This window comes from Paraburkholderia sp. RAU2J (genome assembly GCF_003634845.1).
Taxonomy (GTDB): domain Bacteria; phylum Pseudomonadota; class Gammaproteobacteria; order Burkholderiales; family Burkholderiaceae; genus Paraburkholderia; species Paraburkholderia fynbosensis.
Genome location: NZ_RBXG01000002.1, coordinates 619101 through 635695, shown reverse-complemented (window position 1 = coordinate 635695; position 16595 = coordinate 619101). Strand labels below are relative to the sequence as shown.

16 protein-coding genes and 1 pseudogene are annotated in these 16595 nt (G+C 65.5%); 10 read left to right on the top strand and 7 right to left on the bottom strand.

Annotated features, from left to right (window positions below):
* The first annotated feature begins 14 nt into the window (after window positions 1-14).
* The 9 genes from B0G69_RS20285 (at window position 15) to B0G69_RS20245 (ending at window position 8277) form a co-directional block, all read left to right on the top strand.
* Window positions 15-1262, top strand: coding sequence for a CoA transferase (locus tag B0G69_RS20285; protein ID WP_121320439.1), 1248 nt, complete (start codon window positions 15-17; stop codon window positions 1260-1262).
* Window positions 1259-2023, top strand: coding sequence for an enoyl-CoA hydratase-related protein (locus tag B0G69_RS20280; protein ID WP_121320437.1), 765 nt, complete (start codon window positions 1259-1261; stop codon window positions 2021-2023). Before B0G69_RS20285 ends, B0G69_RS20280 begins: the two co-directional genes overlap by 4 nt.
* The gene (locus tag B0G69_RS20275; RefSeq protein ID WP_121320435.1) at window positions 2008-3816 is read left to right on the top strand and encodes an acyclic terpene utilization AtuA family protein; all 1809 of its coding nucleotides are present in this window, start codon (window positions 2008-2010) and stop codon (window positions 3814-3816) included. The genes B0G69_RS20280 and B0G69_RS20275 overlap by 16 nt, the downstream gene beginning before the upstream one ends.
* Window positions 3813-4973, top strand: coding sequence for an acyl-CoA dehydrogenase family protein (locus B0G69_RS20270; protein ID WP_121320433.1), 1161 nt, complete (start codon window positions 3813-3815; stop codon window positions 4971-4973). The genes B0G69_RS20275 and B0G69_RS20270 overlap by 4 nt, the downstream gene beginning before the upstream one ends.
* 140 nt (window positions 4974-5113) lie before the next feature.
* Window positions 5114-5233, top strand: coding sequence for an SDR family oxidoreductase (locus B0G69_RS41935; protein ID WP_241991402.1), 120 nt, complete (start codon window positions 5114-5116; stop codon window positions 5231-5233).
* 148 nt (window positions 5234-5381) lie between these two features.
* Entirely contained in the window at window positions 5382-5876 is a 495-nt protein-coding gene (locus B0G69_RS20260; RefSeq protein WP_121320431.1) for a YbhB/YbcL family Raf kinase inhibitor-like protein, read from the top strand.
* A 202-nt stretch (window positions 5877-6078) separates the two neighbouring features.
* A complete protein-coding gene (locus B0G69_RS20255; protein WP_121320429.1) occupies window positions 6079-7212 on the top strand; it encodes a porin in 1134 nt (377 codons plus the stop codon).
* Between the two features lie 30 nt (window positions 7213-7242).
* On the top strand, window positions 7243-7623 hold the full coding sequence (locus tag B0G69_RS20250; RefSeq protein ID WP_121320427.1) for a BON domain-containing protein: 381 nt from the start codon (window positions 7243-7245) through the stop codon (window positions 7621-7623).
* Window positions 7624-7695: 72 nt separating this feature from the next.
* Window positions 7696-8277, top strand: a complete 582-nt coding sequence (locus B0G69_RS20245; protein WP_347232492.1) for an IS6 family transposase — start codon at window positions 7696-7698, stop codon at window positions 8275-8277.
* Window positions 8278-8334: 57 nt separating this feature from the next.
* On the opposite strand, the pseudogene B0G69_RS20240 reads toward B0G69_RS20245, so the two are convergent.
* The 6 genes and pseudogenes from B0G69_RS20240 to B0G69_RS20215 all read right to left on the bottom strand — a co-directional run.
* A pseudogene (locus B0G69_RS20240) lies at window positions 8335-8448 on the bottom strand (VOC family protein); the annotation flags it as partial.
* 235 nt (window positions 8449-8683) lie between these two features.
* Window positions 8684-9304, bottom strand: coding sequence for a class I SAM-dependent methyltransferase (locus tag B0G69_RS20235; RefSeq protein ID WP_121320425.1), 621 nt, complete (start codon window positions 9302-9304; stop codon window positions 8684-8686).
* A 129-nt stretch (window positions 9305-9433) separates the two neighbouring features.
* Window positions 9434-10420, bottom strand: a complete 987-nt coding sequence (locus B0G69_RS20230; protein ID WP_121320423.1) for an ABC transporter permease — start codon at window positions 10418-10420, stop codon at window positions 9434-9436.
* A complete protein-coding gene (locus tag B0G69_RS20225; RefSeq protein ID WP_121320421.1) occupies window positions 10417-11397 on the bottom strand; it encodes an ABC transporter permease in 981 nt (326 codons plus the stop codon). The genes B0G69_RS20230 and B0G69_RS20225 overlap by 4 nt, the downstream gene beginning before the upstream one ends.
* Window positions 11394-12968: a sugar ABC transporter ATP-binding protein gene (locus B0G69_RS20220; RefSeq protein WP_121320419.1), complete on the bottom strand. Its 1575-nt coding sequence runs from the start codon at window positions 12966-12968 to the stop codon at window positions 11394-11396. Before B0G69_RS20220 ends, B0G69_RS20225 begins: the two co-directional genes overlap by 4 nt.
* 36 nt (window positions 12969-13004) lie before the next feature.
* Window positions 13005-14132 (bottom strand): sugar ABC transporter substrate-binding protein, encoded by a 1128-nt coding sequence (locus B0G69_RS20215; RefSeq protein ID WP_121320417.1) that lies wholly within the window; start codon window positions 14130-14132, stop codon window positions 13005-13007.
* Between the two features lie 182 nt (window positions 14133-14314).
* Here B0G69_RS20215 and B0G69_RS41930 point away from each other — a divergent pair, with 182 nt between their 5' ends.
* Window positions 14315-14569: a YciI family protein gene (locus tag B0G69_RS41930; protein WP_241991401.1), complete on the top strand. Its 255-nt coding sequence runs from the start codon at window positions 14315-14317 to the stop codon at window positions 14567-14569.
* Between the two features lie 90 nt (window positions 14570-14659).
* On the opposite strand, the gene dhaK is transcribed toward B0G69_RS41930, so the two are convergent.
* Complete coding sequence (gene dhaK / locus B0G69_RS20205; protein WP_121320415.1) at window positions 14660-16363, bottom strand: dihydroxyacetone kinase subunit DhaK; 1704 nt, start codon at window positions 16361-16363, stop codon at window positions 14660-14662.
* Window positions 16364-16595: the final 232 nt, after the last annotated feature.

The window sequence follows — 16595 nt, the reverse complement described above, 5'->3', positions numbered from 1 at the left end:
GGAGCGCGGACAGAATGAGCAATGACTCGAACCAGGGTGGGCCGCTGGCCGGCCTGCGCATCATCGACATCACCGAAGTCGTCATGGGACCTTCGGCCACGCAGATGCTGGCCGACCTGGGGGCCGACGTGATCAAGGTGGAGCCGCCCGGCGGCGACATGCTGCGCGCCGTCGGACCCGGCGGGCGCTCTGGCGCCGGCCCGCTGTTCCTCAACCTGAACCGCAACAAGCGCAGCGTCATGCTGGACCTGAAGCGCCCTGCCGGCAAGGAAGCGTTGCTGAAGCTGGCGAAGACGGCCGACGCGCTGGTCTACAACGTGCGGCCGCAGGCGATGCAGCGCCTCGGGCTGGATTACGAGGCGCTGCGCCTGGTGAACCCGCGCATCGTCTACGTCGGCACCTTCGGCTTCAGCCAGCGCGGCCGCTATGCGGACTCGCGCGCCTTCGACGACCTGATCCAGGCGGCCGTCGCGATCCCCGAGGCCAGCGTGCGGGCCGGTTCCGACGTGCCGCGCTATGCCCCGCTCAACCTCTCGGACCGGGCCACGGGCCTGTACGCGTTCGGCGTGATCTGCGCGGCCCTGCTCGCGCGCGAGCGCACGGGTTGCGGGCAGGCGGTGGACGTGCCGATGTTCGAGACCACCGCGCAGATGATGCTGGGCGATCATCTGTACGGCCACACGTTCATCCCGCCGCGCGGCGGCTTCGGCTATCCGCGGCTGCTCAACCCGCAGCGGCGGCCGTACGCCACGCAGGACGGCCTGGTGTGCCTCGTCGTCTACACCGACGCACAGTGGCAGGCCTTCATGGGCGTGGTCGGGGAGGCCGAGCGGTTCAACAGCGACCCGCGGTTTGCCGACGGCGAATCGCGCACCCAGCATGTCGAGGCGCTGTACACGATCCTCGCCGACAAGCTGAAAGCGCAGACCACGCAGCAATGGCGCGAGCTGCTGGAGCCGCTCGGCATCCCGGTATTGCCGGCGCACACCTTCGAGTCGCTGATGGACGACGCGCACCTGCAGGACATCGGGTTCTTCCAGCAGTTCGAGCATCCCACCGAGGGCATGCTGCGAACCATGGCGGTGCCCAGTGAATGGCCGCAAACCCCGCTGCCGCCGCTGCGCCCGCCGCCGTTGCTGGGCGAGCACAGCGCGCAAGTGCTGGCCGAGGCCGGCTACTCGCCGCAGCAGATCCGCGAGATGGAGCAGGCGGGTGTGACGCAAGTCGCGGCGTGCAGCGAGTCCACGGGAGTCGAAGCATGAGCGAGGTCGTGCACGCCAGCCGGCAGGACGGGCGGCTGATTCTCACCATCGACCGTCCGGAGCGCCGTAATGCGCTCAACGCGGAAGTGATCGGCACGTTGCAGCAAGCGCTGGACCGCGCCAGATCTGACGAGACGATTCGCGCGGTGGTGCTCACCGGTGCCGGCGACGAGGCGTTCTGCGCCGGCGCCGACCTGGGCGGGGATGCCTTCGCGTTCGACTACGCCACGCCGACCAGCGCCTATGCCGACTTGCTGCGCACGGCCCGCACGCTGAACGTGCCGCTCGTCGCGCGGGTTAACGGCGCCTGCATGGCCGGCGGCATGGGCCTGCTCGCGATGTGCGATCTCGCCATCACGGCCCGGCACGCGAGCTTCGGCCTGCCCGAGGTGAAGGTGGGCGTGTTCCCGATGCAGGTGCTCGCCGTGCTGCAGGCCCAGTTGCCGCTGCGCTGCCTGGCGCAGCTGTGCCTGACGGGCGAGCCCATCGACGCGGCGCGGGCACGTGAGATCGGTCTGGTGAACGAGGTGGCTGACGACCTCGACGCTGCGCTCGAGCGCCTGCTGTCGCGGCTGCTCGCCAACTCACCCACCGCGCTGCGGCGCGGCATGTATGCGATGAAGGCGATGCGCTCGATGTCCTTCGACGAGGCGATCGCCTTCGGCGAAGGGCAGATCGGGCTTCTGGCCCTGACCCAGGACGCGCGCGAGGGCCTGGCTGCATTCAAGGAAAAAAGGAAACCGCAATGGACGGGCAAGTGACATCGTCGACGCCGGGCAAGGTTGTGCGCATCGGCGGCGCCTCGGGCTTCTGGGGCGACAGCAGCCTCGGGCCGGTGCAACTGGTGCGCTTCGGCGCCATCGACTACCTCGTGTTCGACTATCTCGCCGAACTCACCATGTCGATCCTCGCGGGCGCGCGCATGAAACGGCCGGGGGAAGGCTTCGCCATCGACTTCGTCACAGTGGCGCTGCGCTCGGTGCTGAAGCAGGCCGTCGGGCAGGGCATCCGCATCATCAGCAACGCCGGCGGCGTGAACCCGAAGGGCTGCGCCGCGGCGGTGCGGGCTCTGGCCGACGAACTCGGCGTACCGGTGCGGGTCGCGATCGTCGAAGGCGACGACGTGCTCCCGCTTGCCGCCGCGATGCGAGCGGCCGGCACGGGCGAAATGAGCAGCGGCGAGCCGATGCCGGAGCACTTGGTGACGGCCAATGCCTATCTCGGCGCACTGCCCATCGCACGGGCCCTGGCGGCGGGTGCCGACATCGTCATCACCGGCCGCTGCGTCGACAGTGCGGTCACCCTCGGCGTGCTGATGCACGAGTTCGGCTGGGCGGCCGACGACTTCCACCGGCTCGCCGCTGGCAGCCTGGCCGGCCACATCATCGAATGCGGCTGCCAGGCGACAGGCGGCCTGCACACGGACTGGGCCAGCGTGCCGGACTGGGCAAACATCGGCTATCCGATCGTCGAGTGCCGCGAAGACGGCAGCTTTGTGGTCACCAAGCCCGCGGACACCGGCGGCCTCGTCACGCCCGCAACCGTCGGGGAGCAACTGCTGTACGAGATAGGCGATCCGGCCAACTATCTGCTGCCGGACGTGACCTGCGACTTCCGCCAGGTGCGCATCGAGCAGGCCGGGCCGCATCGCGTGCTCGTGACCGGCGCGCGCGGCCGCCCGCCGACCGGCACCTACAAGGTCAGCGCCACCGCGCCGGCGGGCTTCAAGGTGTCCGGGCAGCTCACCATCGTCGGGATCGACGCCGCAGCGAAGGCCAAGCGCACGGGCGAGGCGCTGCTCGAGCGCGGCCGCCGGCTACTGCACGAGAGCCGGTTCGCGGATTTCCTGGCCACCCATATCGAGCTGCTCGGCACGGAATCGGCTTACGGGCCGCATGCGCGCCCCTTGCCGACGCGCGAAGTCGTGTTGCGCCTGACGGTGACGCATGCCGACCGGCGCGCACTGGCGATGTTCAGCCGTGAGTTAGCCGCACCCGGCACGTCCTGGTCACCCGGCACGACCGGTGCCGGTGGCCGTCCCTCGGTGTCGCCGGTGCTGCGGCAGTTCGCCTGGCTCATTCCGAAGGCGCAGGTGACGCCGACGGTCACGCTCGGCAAGACGACGTTCACCGTGCCGCTGCCGCCACCGCAACCGCAGGTCGCGCGGGAACCGCTAGCGCCCATCGAGGGTGCGCTGCCCGCGGGCCCACGCCAGACTGTGCCGCTCCTGAGAATCGCGCTCGGACGCAGCGGCGACAAGGGCGACACCTCCAACATCGGCCTCATCGCGCGGCATCCGGCCCTGCTGCCGGTGCTGAGAGACCAGGTGACGCCAGAACGCGTCGCGGAGTACCTCCGCCATCTGGTGCAGGGGCCGGTCCACCGTTACGAGCTGCCCGGCATCCATGCCATCAACCTCGTCTGCGAGCGGGCGCTGGGCGGCGGCGGCATGGCGTCGCTGCGCAACGACCCGCTTGGCAAGGGCATGGCGCAGATGCTGCTCGACATGCCGGTCGACGTCCCCGCAGGCCTGCTGCCGGAGCTCCCCGCATGAATTTCGACTTCTCTGATGACCAGCTTGCGATCCGCGACGCCGTCGAGGCCCGCTGCGCCGACTTCGGCGCCGATTACTGGCTCGAGCGGGACCGCGATGGGCGCTGGCCCAGCGAGTTTTGCGACGCCGTTGCCCGCGGCGGGTGGTTCGGCGTGACCATGCCCAAGGAACATGGCGGCGCCGGCCTCGGCATCTCGGCGGCCGCAATGGTGATGCGCACGATCGGCAAGCTCGGCTCGGCGGCGGTGTCGTCGGTACACCTTAACCTGTTCGGCCCGCAGCCGGTGGTCGTGTTCGGCAGCGAGGCGCAAAAGCGGCGCATGCTGCCGCCGTTGATCGACGGTTCGGATCGCGCCTGCTTCGGCGTAACCGAGCCCAGCGTCGGTTCCGACACCACACGCGTGAGAACCTTCGCCCGCCGCGCGGGCGACCGCTACATCGTCCACGGCCAGAAGGTCTGGACCTCGACCGCGCAGCACGCCAACAAGATCCTGCTGGTGGCCCGCACGACGGCGATCGAGGCATGCGCGCGGCCGATGGACGGTGTCACGCTGTTCTACACCGACCTCGATCGATCGCGCGTGCGCATCAGCGAGATCGACAAGATGGCGCGCAAGGCAGTGGACTCGAACGAACTGTTCATCGACGGGCTGGAGATCTCCGTCGAGGATCGCATCGGCGACGAAGGCCAGGGCTTCAGGTACCTGCTGCACGGCCTGAATCCGGAGCGCATCCTCGTCGCGGCTGCTGCGCTCGGCGCCGCTGAGACAGCGCTGGCGCGGGCAACCGACTATGCCAGGGAACGCGTCGTGTTCGGCCGGCCAATCGGCAAGAACCAGGCAATCCAGCATCCGCTGGCGGAATGCTGGATGCGCCTGCAATCGGCCGAACTGCTGATGTGGAAGGCGGCGGCGCTCTACGACGCCGGCAAGCCCTGCGGTGTCGAGGCCACGGCGGCCAAGTACCTGGCGGCGGAGGCCGGTTTCGAGACGTCGTTGCGTGCGGTGCGCACGCACGGCGGCTACGGCTACGCGACGGAGTACCACGTCGAGCGCGGCCTGCGCGAAAGCGTGCTGCCGCTGCTCGCACCGGTGACACAGGAGCTCGCGTTGTGCTACGTCGCCGAGCAGGCGCTCGGGCTGCCGAAGTCGTACTGACCCGCGCGGCGCGAGACAAACCGCATCCAGGGCGTGGCAACGGCACGTCCGGCGACACCGACCAGATCAATTCGCAACGGTCGATAAACCCGAGCCTGAGGGCTGCGAAATGAGGATGAACGTTGGGGGAGGACAGTTTCATGAAGAGCGCCAATTCAATCTCTCCTGACATCACTCGCACGCCGATGTCGGGTGACGCCCTGAACATCCCCGAAATAGTGCGAGCCTTCGAGGCCGGCTATCCGCTCGGGATTGAATAATCGTCGGCGGCCGAAGGTGTCGTGTGAGGGGATGCCGTGGCGCAGCTAGAGGAAGCGGCGCCATGACAAATAGGTGCATCGGTTCTGGAGCACATCCGGGCGATGCAGCTTTCCTGGTTCTCAAATCAAGTAAATCAAAGGAAATGGCGTGAGCATCTTCACAGTTATATCGCCTGAATTCAAGGATCAGGAACGGCTGCAACCGGTGCATGAGTTCGATGGCTTCGACGGGACCGGCCAGAACCGTTCGCCCGCGCTGCATTGGCACGGCGCGCCGGCAGGCACCAAAAGCTTCGCGTTGACCCTGTACGACCCGGACGCACCGACCGGCAGCGGCTTCTGGCACTGGATCCTGTTTGATATCGATTTGTCCGTCACCCAGCTCGTCGCGGGCCTCGGCTCACCCGGCGCCACTGACCTGGGCGCCAGCGGCACTCAGGCCACCAACGACTACGGCGCCACCGGCTACGGCGGTCCCTGCCCGCCCAAGGGCTTGCCGGCGCACCGCTATATTTTCACCGTGCACGCGCTGGGTGTGCAGAAGCTGGAGCCGCCGGCCAACGCGCCCAACGCGGTGGTGCGCTTCTTGATCTACCAGAACACGCTCGCCATGGCCACCCTGACCGGCCTCTACAACCGCTGAGGGTGCGCCTTGCTGTCACTGTTTGAACCGCTCGCCAGCAGTCCCAGGGCCATCAGCCCGAATGGAGGAGCCACGATCTAAGCATGGGGAGTGCTTCCTGACCACCCGATGCCGGTAGAAACGCCCGGGCCAGTTTCATTCCAGCACCAGCTGTACGCCTGCCGGAAGTGTCCCGCGATCGCGACACAATTAGGAGACCGAAATGAAATCGAAGTGGAGTGGCGCTGCGGCGCTTGTCGTGTTGGCGAGCGCAGCACATGCGCAATCGTCGGTGACGCTGTACGGCCTACTCGATACCGGATTCCTGTATCAGAGGGCGAACGCGAGCAACTTTCAGTCGAAGGTGAATCTCGGGCATGTCTACGAGCTCAAGGACGGCGGCATCTATGCGAGCCTCTGGGGCTTGAAGGGCACCGAGGACATCGGGGGCGGCTACAAGGTCAACTTCAAGCTGCAGGGGTCGTTCAACACGCCCACCGGGAGGGCCGGACTGGCCGGCACGCCGACCGCCACCGCGATGTTCAACGAGCAGACGACGGTGGGCGTGTCGAGTCCGTACGGCACGCTCGACCTGGGCCGGCAGATCCTGCCGATGATCTACGCGATGGCGGACACCGACGTACGGAACGCCCAGTACTTCGGCAGCATCCTGACCGCGTGGCTCGGCCTGAACCAGGCCGCGGGCTGGCCGGGCACCAGCACGAACGGCTCGATCGGCGCGCTGTATGACGACAATGCGATCGTCTACCAGTCGCCGAAATTCTACGGCGCATCGCTTGCGCTCGAGTACGCGCCGGGCGGCGTCGCCGGGAAGTTTCAAGGCGGCACGCGCGAGTCGGCCGTGCTCAAGTATTCGAACTACGGCCTCAACGTGGCGGGGGTGTACTACAACGGACACGACGCCAACCCGTTTGCGCCCAACGGTGCCGTGACCCCGGCGACAGGCCTGAACAACAACCGGTTCTGGTACGTTGGCGCGCAATACACGTTTTACAATGTTTCGGTGTCGACGTCATACGCCATGGGCAAGAATCCGGCGAAAAGCAGTCAAGACAGCTTCGAGATGATCTCCGCCGGCCTCGGCTACCAGTTCACCCCATTCTTCAAGGTCTCGTCGGGCTTCTATTACCTGAGGGACCGGAACTTTTCGTCCAACCAGTCGAATCTGTTCGCGGTGGGCGCCGAATATAACCTGTCCAAGGCCACCCTCGCCTACGCACAGGTCGGGTACGTCAACAACCGGGGCAACATGAGCCAGACGATCATATACGCCGCGCCGGTTCCGGAAGGAACGTCGAGCACCGCAGCGATGATCGGCATCCGTCACGTTTACTGACCCCGTGAACCACGACAAGCGGAGCATCGAATGAGAACAACCAGTATGGCACTCAGGATGGCCGGCGGCATATTGCTCGCGCTGGCATCGGTTCACGTCTCGGCGCAGTCGGGCGCAGCGAGCGCGGCGTCGAATGGCGCCGCGACGGCGGCGTCGGCCGCACCGGCGGCCAAATCGGACCGGGCGGCCAATCGCGCACTGCGCCGCAAGGTCTATTCGGCCATCGTGAAGCACAAGCAGATCAACGCCGGGAACATCAGTGTCGTCGCGAAGGGCGGTGCAGTCACGCTCTACGGGACGGTCGTCGACCCGTCGCAGATCGACAAGGTGGCCGAAATCACCAAGGGCGTCCCGGGCGTCATCTCCGTGACCACCAAGCTGACGGTCGAGAAACCTTTCGGCGGCCGGTAAGCTGTGGCGGTTCTGTTGCAGTAAGGCCGGTCCGCTATGACGTGCGGAACGACATGAACGACTGAAAGCTCGATGAAGACGATGAATCCCGTGGTGGCCCGAGTGCTCAAACGCCTGCATTATCCGCTCGACGTGATTCTGACTTGCGTGCGCTGCTACGTGTCCTCTCCGCTGGGCCTGCGGCACCTTGAAGACATGATGGCTGAGCGCGGCGTTTGGGTCGATCATTCGACTGTGCACCGCTGGGCCATCGAGCTGTTGCCGGTGCTGGAGAAAGCGTTTCGCCGCCGCAAGCGTCCGGTGGGTAAGAGCTGGCGGATGGACGAGACGTACATCCGCGTCAAGGGGGAATGGCGGTATCTTTACCGGGCCGTTGACAAGGACGGCAGCACCATTGACTTTCTGCTACCCGCCGCCCATCGGGACAAGACTGCGGCCCGGCGTTACTTTGAGAAATCGATCGCCCAGAACGGTGTACCCGAGACGGTGACCGTCGACAAAAGCGGCGCCACCCGCCAGTTCATGGGCTACCTTGGGAGCCTCGCGAACGGACCATGCGACTGCAATGCACGTGCAGGACGGCGCCGCGTGGCTCGGCAGGCCGATCCAGTGCCGATCGAGTGGACCGTGTTGAAGGCTCCGGCAAGCGTTTGAGCGTCTTGCGGGCTCAGTTGGGCTCAACACCGCAACTTGCAGCGGCGCCTCGCGCGCCGCTTCGGGCGGCCCTTTCAGTTCCACCACATTGCCTTCCGGATCGAACAGATACAGAGAAGGGCCGTAGCCGTCCGCGCCATATCGCCGCCCCTGCTCGCCTAGCGGCGCGCCGAGGGCGGGCCAGATCTCGGCGCGGTCCAACAGACGGCTGCTGCCCAATAGAAAGTGCGCACGAAAATCGCGGCGCGTTTGAGCGACGTTGCGTCCGGTGCAGTTCCAGTCGGCGCGCAGTCACTTTGAGCGACCGTTGTAGCTCGCGCAGCCGACGCTCGAATGTCCGCGTGACAGCGCGAGCCAACGGCCGTAGTTGGCCGGCCACTGCCGATGCAAGGGATCGAAGCTAATCTCACTCGCCACCTTTGACAAAGGCGAGCCAGCTCCAGGTCACACCCATCCGCTGATTTCCTAGTTGGGTGGACTCGGTCCGGACATTTAGCACAGTCCCGAAGCTATGGGCGCTTGCTAACTGAGTGGTCTCTGCTGCCGAAACGTCAAACATTCGGCGTCCTTCGGGGACTGGACCGTGACGTAAAGACATCACCACCATCGCACCTTCCCGCAGCAAGGATCTGACGGTCGACATCGCCTGACAGCGCTCGTCTTCGTCCAGATGCATCCAAACGGCAGAGAGCATTACCAAGTCGAATTCTCTTCGGCGCGAACGTACAGACATGAGATCCGGCAGGCTGTCATCTACCCATTCAATCCGGGAAGACGAATGCAGCCCGGCTCCTGCGACGCGCAACGCGTCCACTGGTTCTACGGCCACAACTGTGTACCCCATAGCCCCTAACGCAGCTGCATCGGTTCCGATGCCGGCGCCCACGTCAAGAATGTGGGCCGGGGGCATCGGCAAGAGATGCATGACGGGCCTATGGCTGTTCTCAAATGATATGTCCTGCCATTGCTCGATGAGAGATTGAGCGTTCTCAGCGTAGCCTTCTGTCCCGCTTACGTTGGTGGACATCACCGACTCCACAGGTCGCGTTTTCGCAAAATTGCCCGATTGTCGCCAATCTAGCCGGCGACGTCCAACGTCTCTTCATGGCCGGTTGCGCTCGTTGATTGAGGGCGACTGGCGGCCCAGCGGCTCGACCTACGCCTCCCGCTTGCTACGCCCATACAGCAGCAGCATCGCCGCGATCACCACGCCGTAGATAATCTGACGCCCCGCCTCCGGCATCTGCGCGACCGAGAGGATCGATTGCAGTAGTGTGATGAGGATCGCGCCGGCCACCGTGCCGAGGTACGAACCCCGTCCACCCAGAATCGACGTGCCACCGAGCACAACTGCCGCGATCGCCGGCAACAGGTAAGCATCGCCCATCGACTGTGCCGCCTTCGACGCATAGCCCGCGAGCAGCACGCCGCCGAATGCCGCGAACGCGCTGCACACGGCGAAGGCGGTCACTGTGACGAGTCGCGTATCGATCCCGGAAAGATACGCCGCGCGCTCGGTGGTGCCGATCGCGTATAGCGTGCGGCCGAAGGTCGTGCGCGACAGCAGGAACATCGTGGCGCCGCCGATCACCACCCACAGCGCGACGGCATTCGGAACGCCCGGCACAAGCCAGCCCGCCGCGAGCCATCGCATCACCTGGGGCGCAGAATCCTGCGGCGACGATCCGCCGGTATAGACAATCATGATGCCCTGCGCGACCGCATTGGTCGCGAGCGTCGCGATCATCGACGGAATGCGCAGCAGCGCGACGAGGATGCCGTTGACGATGCCGATCAGCACGCCGCAACTGATCCCGACCGGAATCGCGAGTATGCGCCCGAGTTCGCCGTGCCCCGCGACCGCGCAAGCCATCATCGCGCCGGCGGTGATCGTCCACGGCAGCGACAGGTCGATGTGGCCGAGCAGGATCACCATCATCAGGCCGGTCGCAATGATGCCGAGAAATGCGCCGACCTTCAGTTGCAGCAGGATGTATTCCGGCGACGTGAAGTTCCGCGAATACATACCGCCGACGAGCAGCAGCGCGACGATACACGCGAATGCGATCACAATCGGCTTGTCGATCCTGCGGGTGAGCCTGGACACGAACGTGGTCCGGCTGGTCACGGAAGCGTGGCTCATTGAAACCACTCCAGACGGTTGCGCACTCTGAACAACCCGCACGCGCCGATCGCGACAGCAAGGAGAAGAATCACGCCCTGGAATAGCGGCTGCCACAGCGCATCGACGTTGAACACGAACAGCAGATCGCCGATGGAACGGAACGCGAATGCGCCGAAGATCGCGCCGATCGCGCTGCCCTTGCCGCCGAGCAGCGACACGCCCCCGATCACTACCGCAGCGATCGAAAACAGCGTGTATGAGTTCGCGCTGCCGAGACTCGCTTCGCCGGTGTCCGTGAAGAACGTCAGAAACAGGCCGCCTGTTGCCGCGAGCAGGCCGGCCAGCGTATAGCTCGCGAACTTCGCGCGGCGGATCGGCATGCCGGACAGGAAAGCCGCGGCTTCGGACGACCCGGTCGCGTACGCCGCGCGTCCGACCGCCGAGCGTTTGAAAGGAATCCAGACGATCACGATCGCGGCGAGCAGAATCAGCAAGCTCGCTGGCAGGACGCCGGCGACCTTGCCGGTCAGTGCGTCGGCGAGGTCCTCGTTGATCGATCCGCCGGGCACCGGGCGCAGCAGCAGCGCCAGTCCGTAGTAGACGGCGCCCGTCGCGATCGTCGTCACGATCGGCTGCAGCCGGCCGAAAATGATGATCACGCCGTTCAGCGCGCCGCACAGCGCGCCCGCCGCTAGCACACCGGCGACGCCGAGCGCGCTGTGCAACGAGTCGCCCGTGACGACCCACGACCCGATGCAATTCGTCAGCACCAGCGTCATACCGATCGACAGGTCGATGCCGGCGGTCAGCGCGACGAGCGCCTGCCCCATTGAGACGAGCGCGAGCAGTACCGCTTTGTTCGCTGCCGTCTGAAACACGTTGGCCGATAACGCCGATGGAAAGTTGAAGAGATAGATCGCGAACATCAGCACGAACAGGCCGAACGCGAACACCGCTCCGCGATTTTCCGCATACGAGTAACGCAGCCCGCTCATAGCGCAACTCCCGTGGAAGGCGAAATCTGTCCGACGGGCAGGTCGAGAGCACTGGCAATCAGGTTCTGCTCGGTGATCGCCGAGCCGACGAGTTCCTTCTTGATCCTGCCTTCGTACAGTACGAGCACGCGGTCGCAGCATCCGATCAGCTCGTCATAGTCGGTCGAATAGAACACGATCGCGGCGCCTTCGTCGGCGAGGCGCCTGAGCAGCTGATAGAGCTCCTGCTTGGTGCCGACGTCGATACCACGCGTCGGGTCGCTGAGCAGCAGGATCCTCGGCTGCCGGATCAGCCACTTCGCGATGACCACCTTCTGCTGGTTGCCGCCCGACAGCGAGCCCACGGGCGCGTCGATACCGAACGTCTTGATCGCAAGCAGCTCCATCATCCGGCCGACGAGCGACTGCTGGCGGGCGCGATCGATTATGCCGGCAGTGGACATGCGATCGAGCGCGGCAAACGACAGGTTCTCGCGTACCGACATCGGCAGCATCAAGCCTTCGGTCTTGCGGTCTTCCGGTATCAGCGCCATGCCGATCCCGTTGGCGCGCGCGGCCGTCGGGCTCCCGATCGACACGGCTTTGCCATCGATCTCGATCTTGCCCGCACAACCGCGCAACACGCCGAACAGCGCGAGCAGCAGTTCGCGCTGGCCTTGTCCGTCGAGGCCGCCCAGCCCAAGGATTTCACCAGGCTTCAACGAAAAGCTGATGCCCTGCAGCGTGCCGCTCCACGTGAGATCACGACAGGCGAGAACCGGAGCGGCGGCGCGGCCGTCCGCGGGCTGGTCCGCCGGATTGGCCGCGGGTTTGGCAGGAAACGCATGCTGGTACCTCCGGCCGATCATCATTTCGACGACCTCATTGTCGGAGCGCGTGCCTGCCTCGAAGCTCATCACGTGACGACCGTTCCGATAGACCGTGCATTCGTCCGCGAGCGCCTTCACTTCGTGCATCCGGTGCGAGATGAACAGCAGCGCGAGCCCCTCTTCGCGCAGGCGCTTGAGCACCTCGATCACGCGCGCGACGTCGGCCGCGGTCAGCGCCGACGTGGCTTCGTCAAGAATCAGAATGCGCGGCGCGTGTGCCAGTCCCTTCGCGAGCTCGACCATCTGCTGGCGCGACAGCGGCAGGTCCCGGACTTTCGCAAGTGGGTTGATGTCGGCGGCGCCCGCCCGCGCCAGCGCCTCCTCGGCCTGGCGGCGCTGGGCCCGCCGGTCGATCATCCCAAAACGTCGCGGCGGGTTCGAAGCGAAGATGTTGTCCGCCACGCTCAGGTCGGGGATCAGCGACAACTCCTGATACACGCAGACGATGCCCGCCGCGTTCGCCTCGGCGGGCAACCCGAACGAGACCTCCCGGCCATCGAGCTGCATCCTGCCCTCGTCCGGTTGCACGACGCCGGACATCACCTTCAGCAACGTGGATTTGCCCGCGCCGTTCTCGCCGAGGATCGCGTGAATGCGGCCCCTGCGTACCGCGAGCTCGGCGTGATCCAATGCGATGGCGCCGCCGTAGCTTTTCGACACACCAGACATCTGAAAGAACGGCTGCTCTGCATCCTGCGGCATGCTTCGTCTCCGGTCACAGCGCCGGCCATCATCCGATCACTGGTTGCCCTGGCTCTGCTTCATGATTTCCTGCGCAGAGAAATTGATGCCGCAAGTCGGAAACGAGTTGCCGACAAAGAAGTTATCGGAGTCGTTCGGAAAATAGTTGACGTTCGCCTTCAGCTTCGAATCGTCGGTGATGTCGAGCGGCAGCTTGATCGCGACCGGGATCGTCTGGCCGTCCAGCGCAGCGAGCGCCGTCTTGATCGCCACGGCCACCTGCGCGGGACCGGTGCCCGCCGACGTGCACTTCAGGCCCTGGCTCCCGTACTGCGCGCAAAACTTGCGAAAGCCGTTCTCCGTCTCGCCGCCGAAAGGCACGAACGGATGTTTCGCATCGATCATCGCACGCACTACGCCCGTGTCGCCGCCTTGCGCCGAAATTCCATCGAAATGCCCTTGCACGGCAATCGCGTCGGCGACGGCCTTTTGCGCGACCCCGTCGTCCCACTTACCGTAGACCTGGACGACGTTCCACTTCTTGCCGGTGTCGTCCAAAGTCTTCATGAAACCATTGTGGCGGTCGGTGTCGACCGACGTGCCCGCCACCCCGCGAACCTCAAGCACCTTGCCTCCGGTCGACAGGTGGCCCGCGAGCCACTTGGCCCACAGCACTCCGAGCCCATACTGGTCGACGTTGACGTTGATTGCGTCTTCGCTGTCGAGCGTGTTGTCGAAAGCGATCAGCACGACGCCAGCTTTCTTCGCGCGGCGGATCGCGGGGCCGAATGAGGAGGGATTCTGCGCGTCCACGATGACCGCGTCATAGCCGGCATCGATGAAGTTGTTGACGGCCGAGATCTGCGCCGGTACGTCCTCGCCGGTCGAGACGACCTTGAATTCCTTGAGCTTGGCGGCGACCTCCGGTTGCGCCGTGTAGGCCTTGGCCGTCTTGATCATTTGGATACGCCAGGTGTTCGCAATGTAGCCGTTCACGAGTGCGATCCGGTATGGCCCGTTCTTCTTCGGATACTTGACGAACTTCGTGTCGCTCTTCCACGGGACCAGGCAAGTGGGATCGCTGGACGGCCCGGAAACGATCGAAGCCTGCGCGAAAGCCGCGCTTGTGCAGAGCGCCAATGCGGCGGTCGTCGCTGCTCGAAGCGCGAGAATTCCTGAAAGCATGTCGTCTCCTTTTTGTTCGATTGGACGTACCGATTGCCGGCGCACAGGGCTGGTAGCGGATTGCCGGCACGGTCTGCGTGAAACACGAAACCTTGCGGAGTTGCTATAGCGGGACTGGATCGGACTTGCGGAAGCACCGTTTCAACGGCGCCTGTTCGAAGCGAAAAGAAGGACATGCGCATATGCGTTCCCGTCTGACAGTACTGGCATACTTACCTGCGCGCGATAGTGGTTTACCAGTGCTTCGGGCGCACCGGGCGACCGGGCTGAAACCCTTGGTGGGCGGGGGTTGGGCTGTCGTGAACGAATGCCGCGGCGCACGCGAGGAAGCCGAACAGTTTATTGCGGCCGATCCGTTTTCTGCAGTCGGCCTGTTCGAGCGCGTGACGATCACGCGTTGGCGCAAGGCTTACTTCGACGGCGAGTGCTGTTTGTAGCCGACTCGATATCGGCTGTGTGATTGAGCGGCTAACAGTGCTGGTACTGTTAGCCGTTTTCTTTTCGGGCACGCACTCGTGCAATGCTGCTCACTTCACCCACGCGTCCCGAATCGCAGCGAGCCACAACGTCACCGCATGCGCGCCCGGGTCCACGTGACCGAGCGCGCGCTCGCCGACATAACTCGAACGTCCTCGCCGTGGATGCATCGACGCCGTTTGCGCGGCACCGTCGGAGGCCGCATCGACTGCGGCCTGTAGCGCTGCACCGATCTCCGTCGCGCCTGCGAGCGCGGACTGCAACGCGTCGGCGGCCGGCTTCAGTGCATCGACCATCGTGCGATCGCCTGGCTTGGCGCCGCCCAACTCCATCAATCCCTCGACGCCCGCGCTGAATGCCTCCGCCCATTTCGTCGCCGTCGCGCCGTCGGACTGTTCGAGCGCAGCAGCCGCACGCAACAGCATCACCGCGTACAGCGGCCCCGACGTGCCGCCGACTACGCGTCGCAGCGTCGCGGACACGCTGCGCAACACGGCGCCCGGTGTCGCTTCGGCGGGATAGCTGTCGAGCTCCTGCAGCACGGCGCGCGCGCCACGCGACAGACTGATGCCGAGATCGCCATCGCCGACGCGTTGATCCATCTCGGTCAGCGTCGGCTCGGCTTTCAACAGGCACGCGCACACCGCTTCGATCACACGGCGCAGCGTCGCATCACGCGCGAGCGTTGCGCCGCTCGCGCGCTCCGGCGTCTGCGGCGCCGGCCGCACCGAGACCTGTGAGACGCGGCCGCTCAACCCCGGCCATGCGCTCGTGTGCGCCACGGCATCGAGCCAGCCGAGCCGCTCATCGTCCACGCGCAGCAGCGTCAACGAGACGCCGGCCATTTCCAGCGCGCTCAGGAACGTGCCCGCCCACGCGCGTTCCACCTTGATGCCGCGCTCCGCCAGATTGCGCAGCGCGGACCCCGCCACGACGTTCAATTCGCTCGACGGCGTGCCGCCGAGGTTGTTCACCAGCAGCGCCACGCGCTCGCCGGTCTGCAATGCGAGATCGTTGGTGATTTTCGCCAGCAGTCTCGCGACGATCGCCTTGGCCGGCTCCATCGCACCGCGTTCGACACCGGGTTCGCCGTGAATGCCGAGGCCCCATTCGATTTCGCCATCGGCCAGTTCGAACCCCGGCTTGCCCGCTGCGGGCACCGTGCACGGCGTGAGTGCGACGCCCATCGTGCCGAGCGACGCGGCCACCTGGCGCGCGATCCGCGCGAGCTCGGCCAACGGACGGCCCGCTGCCGCTGCCGCGCCCGCGATCTTGTGAACCAGCACGGTCCCGGCAAGCCCGCGACGACCCGCATGGTCGCCGCTCGCCGTCAGCGCGACGTCGTCGGCGACGATCACCATCTCGGTCGGGATACCTTCCGCGCGCGCGATCTCCGCGGCAAGGCCGAAGTTGAAGCGATCGCCCGTGTAGTTCTTCACGATCAGCAGCACACCGGCCGGGCCGGCCACCGCGCGTATCGCGTCGAGCACGGCATCCGTGGACGGCGAGGTGAACACTTCGCCCGCCACCGCGGCGCTCAGCATGCCGTGGCCCACATAGCCGCCGTGCGCGGGCTCGTGGCCCGAGCCGCCGCCCGAGATCAGCGCGACCTCGCCGCGCGCGGCGACGGCCTCGGCATCGGCGCGCACGACGATCGTGCTGCCTTGCAATAGCGAGAGATTGGGATTGAGCGCCGCGAGTCCGTCGAGCATGTCGGGGACAACGGCGCAGACGTCATTGATGAGCTTCTTCATTGCGTCGGCTTCCTTTCAATCTGCCGGCACCGCGTGATGCACTGCCGGCAGTTTATTCAGTTGCGAAAACGGGAAGGGGAAGCCTCAACTGTACCGCGCATTGGCAAAGGCTATGCAATGCAGAGACCGTGAACGCGCAATAGCACTCGTGACGGAGTTCGGTGGCAAAACAAATGGGAGCAATACGGAAGGGAGAAACTGACAGCACCGTAGACGAAAGCGGAACCGCTTT

Excerpts from the sequence above, each read along its gene's own strand:
- B0G69_RS20285 (WP_121320439.1), top strand. The coding sequence starts at position 15 with ATGAGCAATGACTCGAACCAGGGTGGGCCGCTGGCCGGCCTGCGCATC.
- dhaK (WP_121320415.1), bottom strand. The coding sequence starts at position 16,363 with ATGAAGAAGCTCATCAATGACGTCTGCGCCGTTGTCCCCGACATGCTC.
- B0G69_RS20235 (WP_121320425.1), bottom strand. The coding sequence starts at position 9,304 with ATGTCCACCAACGTAAGCGGGACAGAAGGCTACGCTGAGAACGCTCAA.
- B0G69_RS20230 (WP_121320423.1), bottom strand. The coding sequence starts at position 10,420 with ATGAGCCACGCTTCCGTGACCAGCCGGACCACGTTCGTGTCCAGGCTC.
- B0G69_RS41935 (WP_241991402.1), top strand. The coding sequence starts at position 5,114 with ATGAAGAGCGCCAATTCAATCTCTCCTGACATCACTCGCACGCCGATG.
- B0G69_RS20275 (WP_121320435.1), top strand. The coding sequence starts at position 2,008 with ATGGACGGGCAAGTGACATCGTCGACGCCGGGCAAGGTTGTGCGCATC.
- B0G69_RS20255 (WP_121320429.1), top strand. The coding sequence starts at position 6,079 with ATGAAATCGAAGTGGAGTGGCGCTGCGGCGCTTGTCGTGTTGGCGAGC.
- B0G69_RS20270 (WP_121320433.1), top strand. The coding sequence starts at position 3,813 with ATGAATTTCGACTTCTCTGATGACCAGCTTGCGATCCGCGACGCCGTC.
- B0G69_RS20215 (WP_121320417.1), bottom strand. The coding sequence starts at position 14,132 with ATGCTTTCAGGAATTCTCGCGCTTCGAGCAGCGACGACCGCCGCATTG.
- B0G69_RS20250 (WP_121320427.1), top strand. The coding sequence starts at position 7,243 with ATGAGAACAACCAGTATGGCACTCAGGATGGCCGGCGGCATATTGCTC.
- B0G69_RS20225 (WP_121320421.1), bottom strand. The coding sequence starts at position 11,397 with ATGAGCGGGCTGCGTTACTCGTATGCGGAAAATCGCGGAGCGGTGTTC.
- B0G69_RS41930 (WP_241991401.1), top strand. The coding sequence starts at position 14,315 with ATGCGTTCCCGTCTGACAGTACTGGCATACTTACCTGCGCGCGATAGT.
- B0G69_RS20220 (WP_121320419.1), bottom strand. The coding sequence starts at position 12,968 with ATGCCGCAGGATGCAGAGCAGCCGTTCTTTCAGATGTCTGGTGTGTCG.
- B0G69_RS20245 (WP_347232492.1), top strand. The coding sequence starts at position 7,696 with ATGAAGACGATGAATCCCGTGGTGGCCCGAGTGCTCAAACGCCTGCAT.
- B0G69_RS20280 (WP_121320437.1), top strand. The coding sequence starts at position 1,259 with ATGAGCGAGGTCGTGCACGCCAGCCGGCAGGACGGGCGGCTGATTCTC.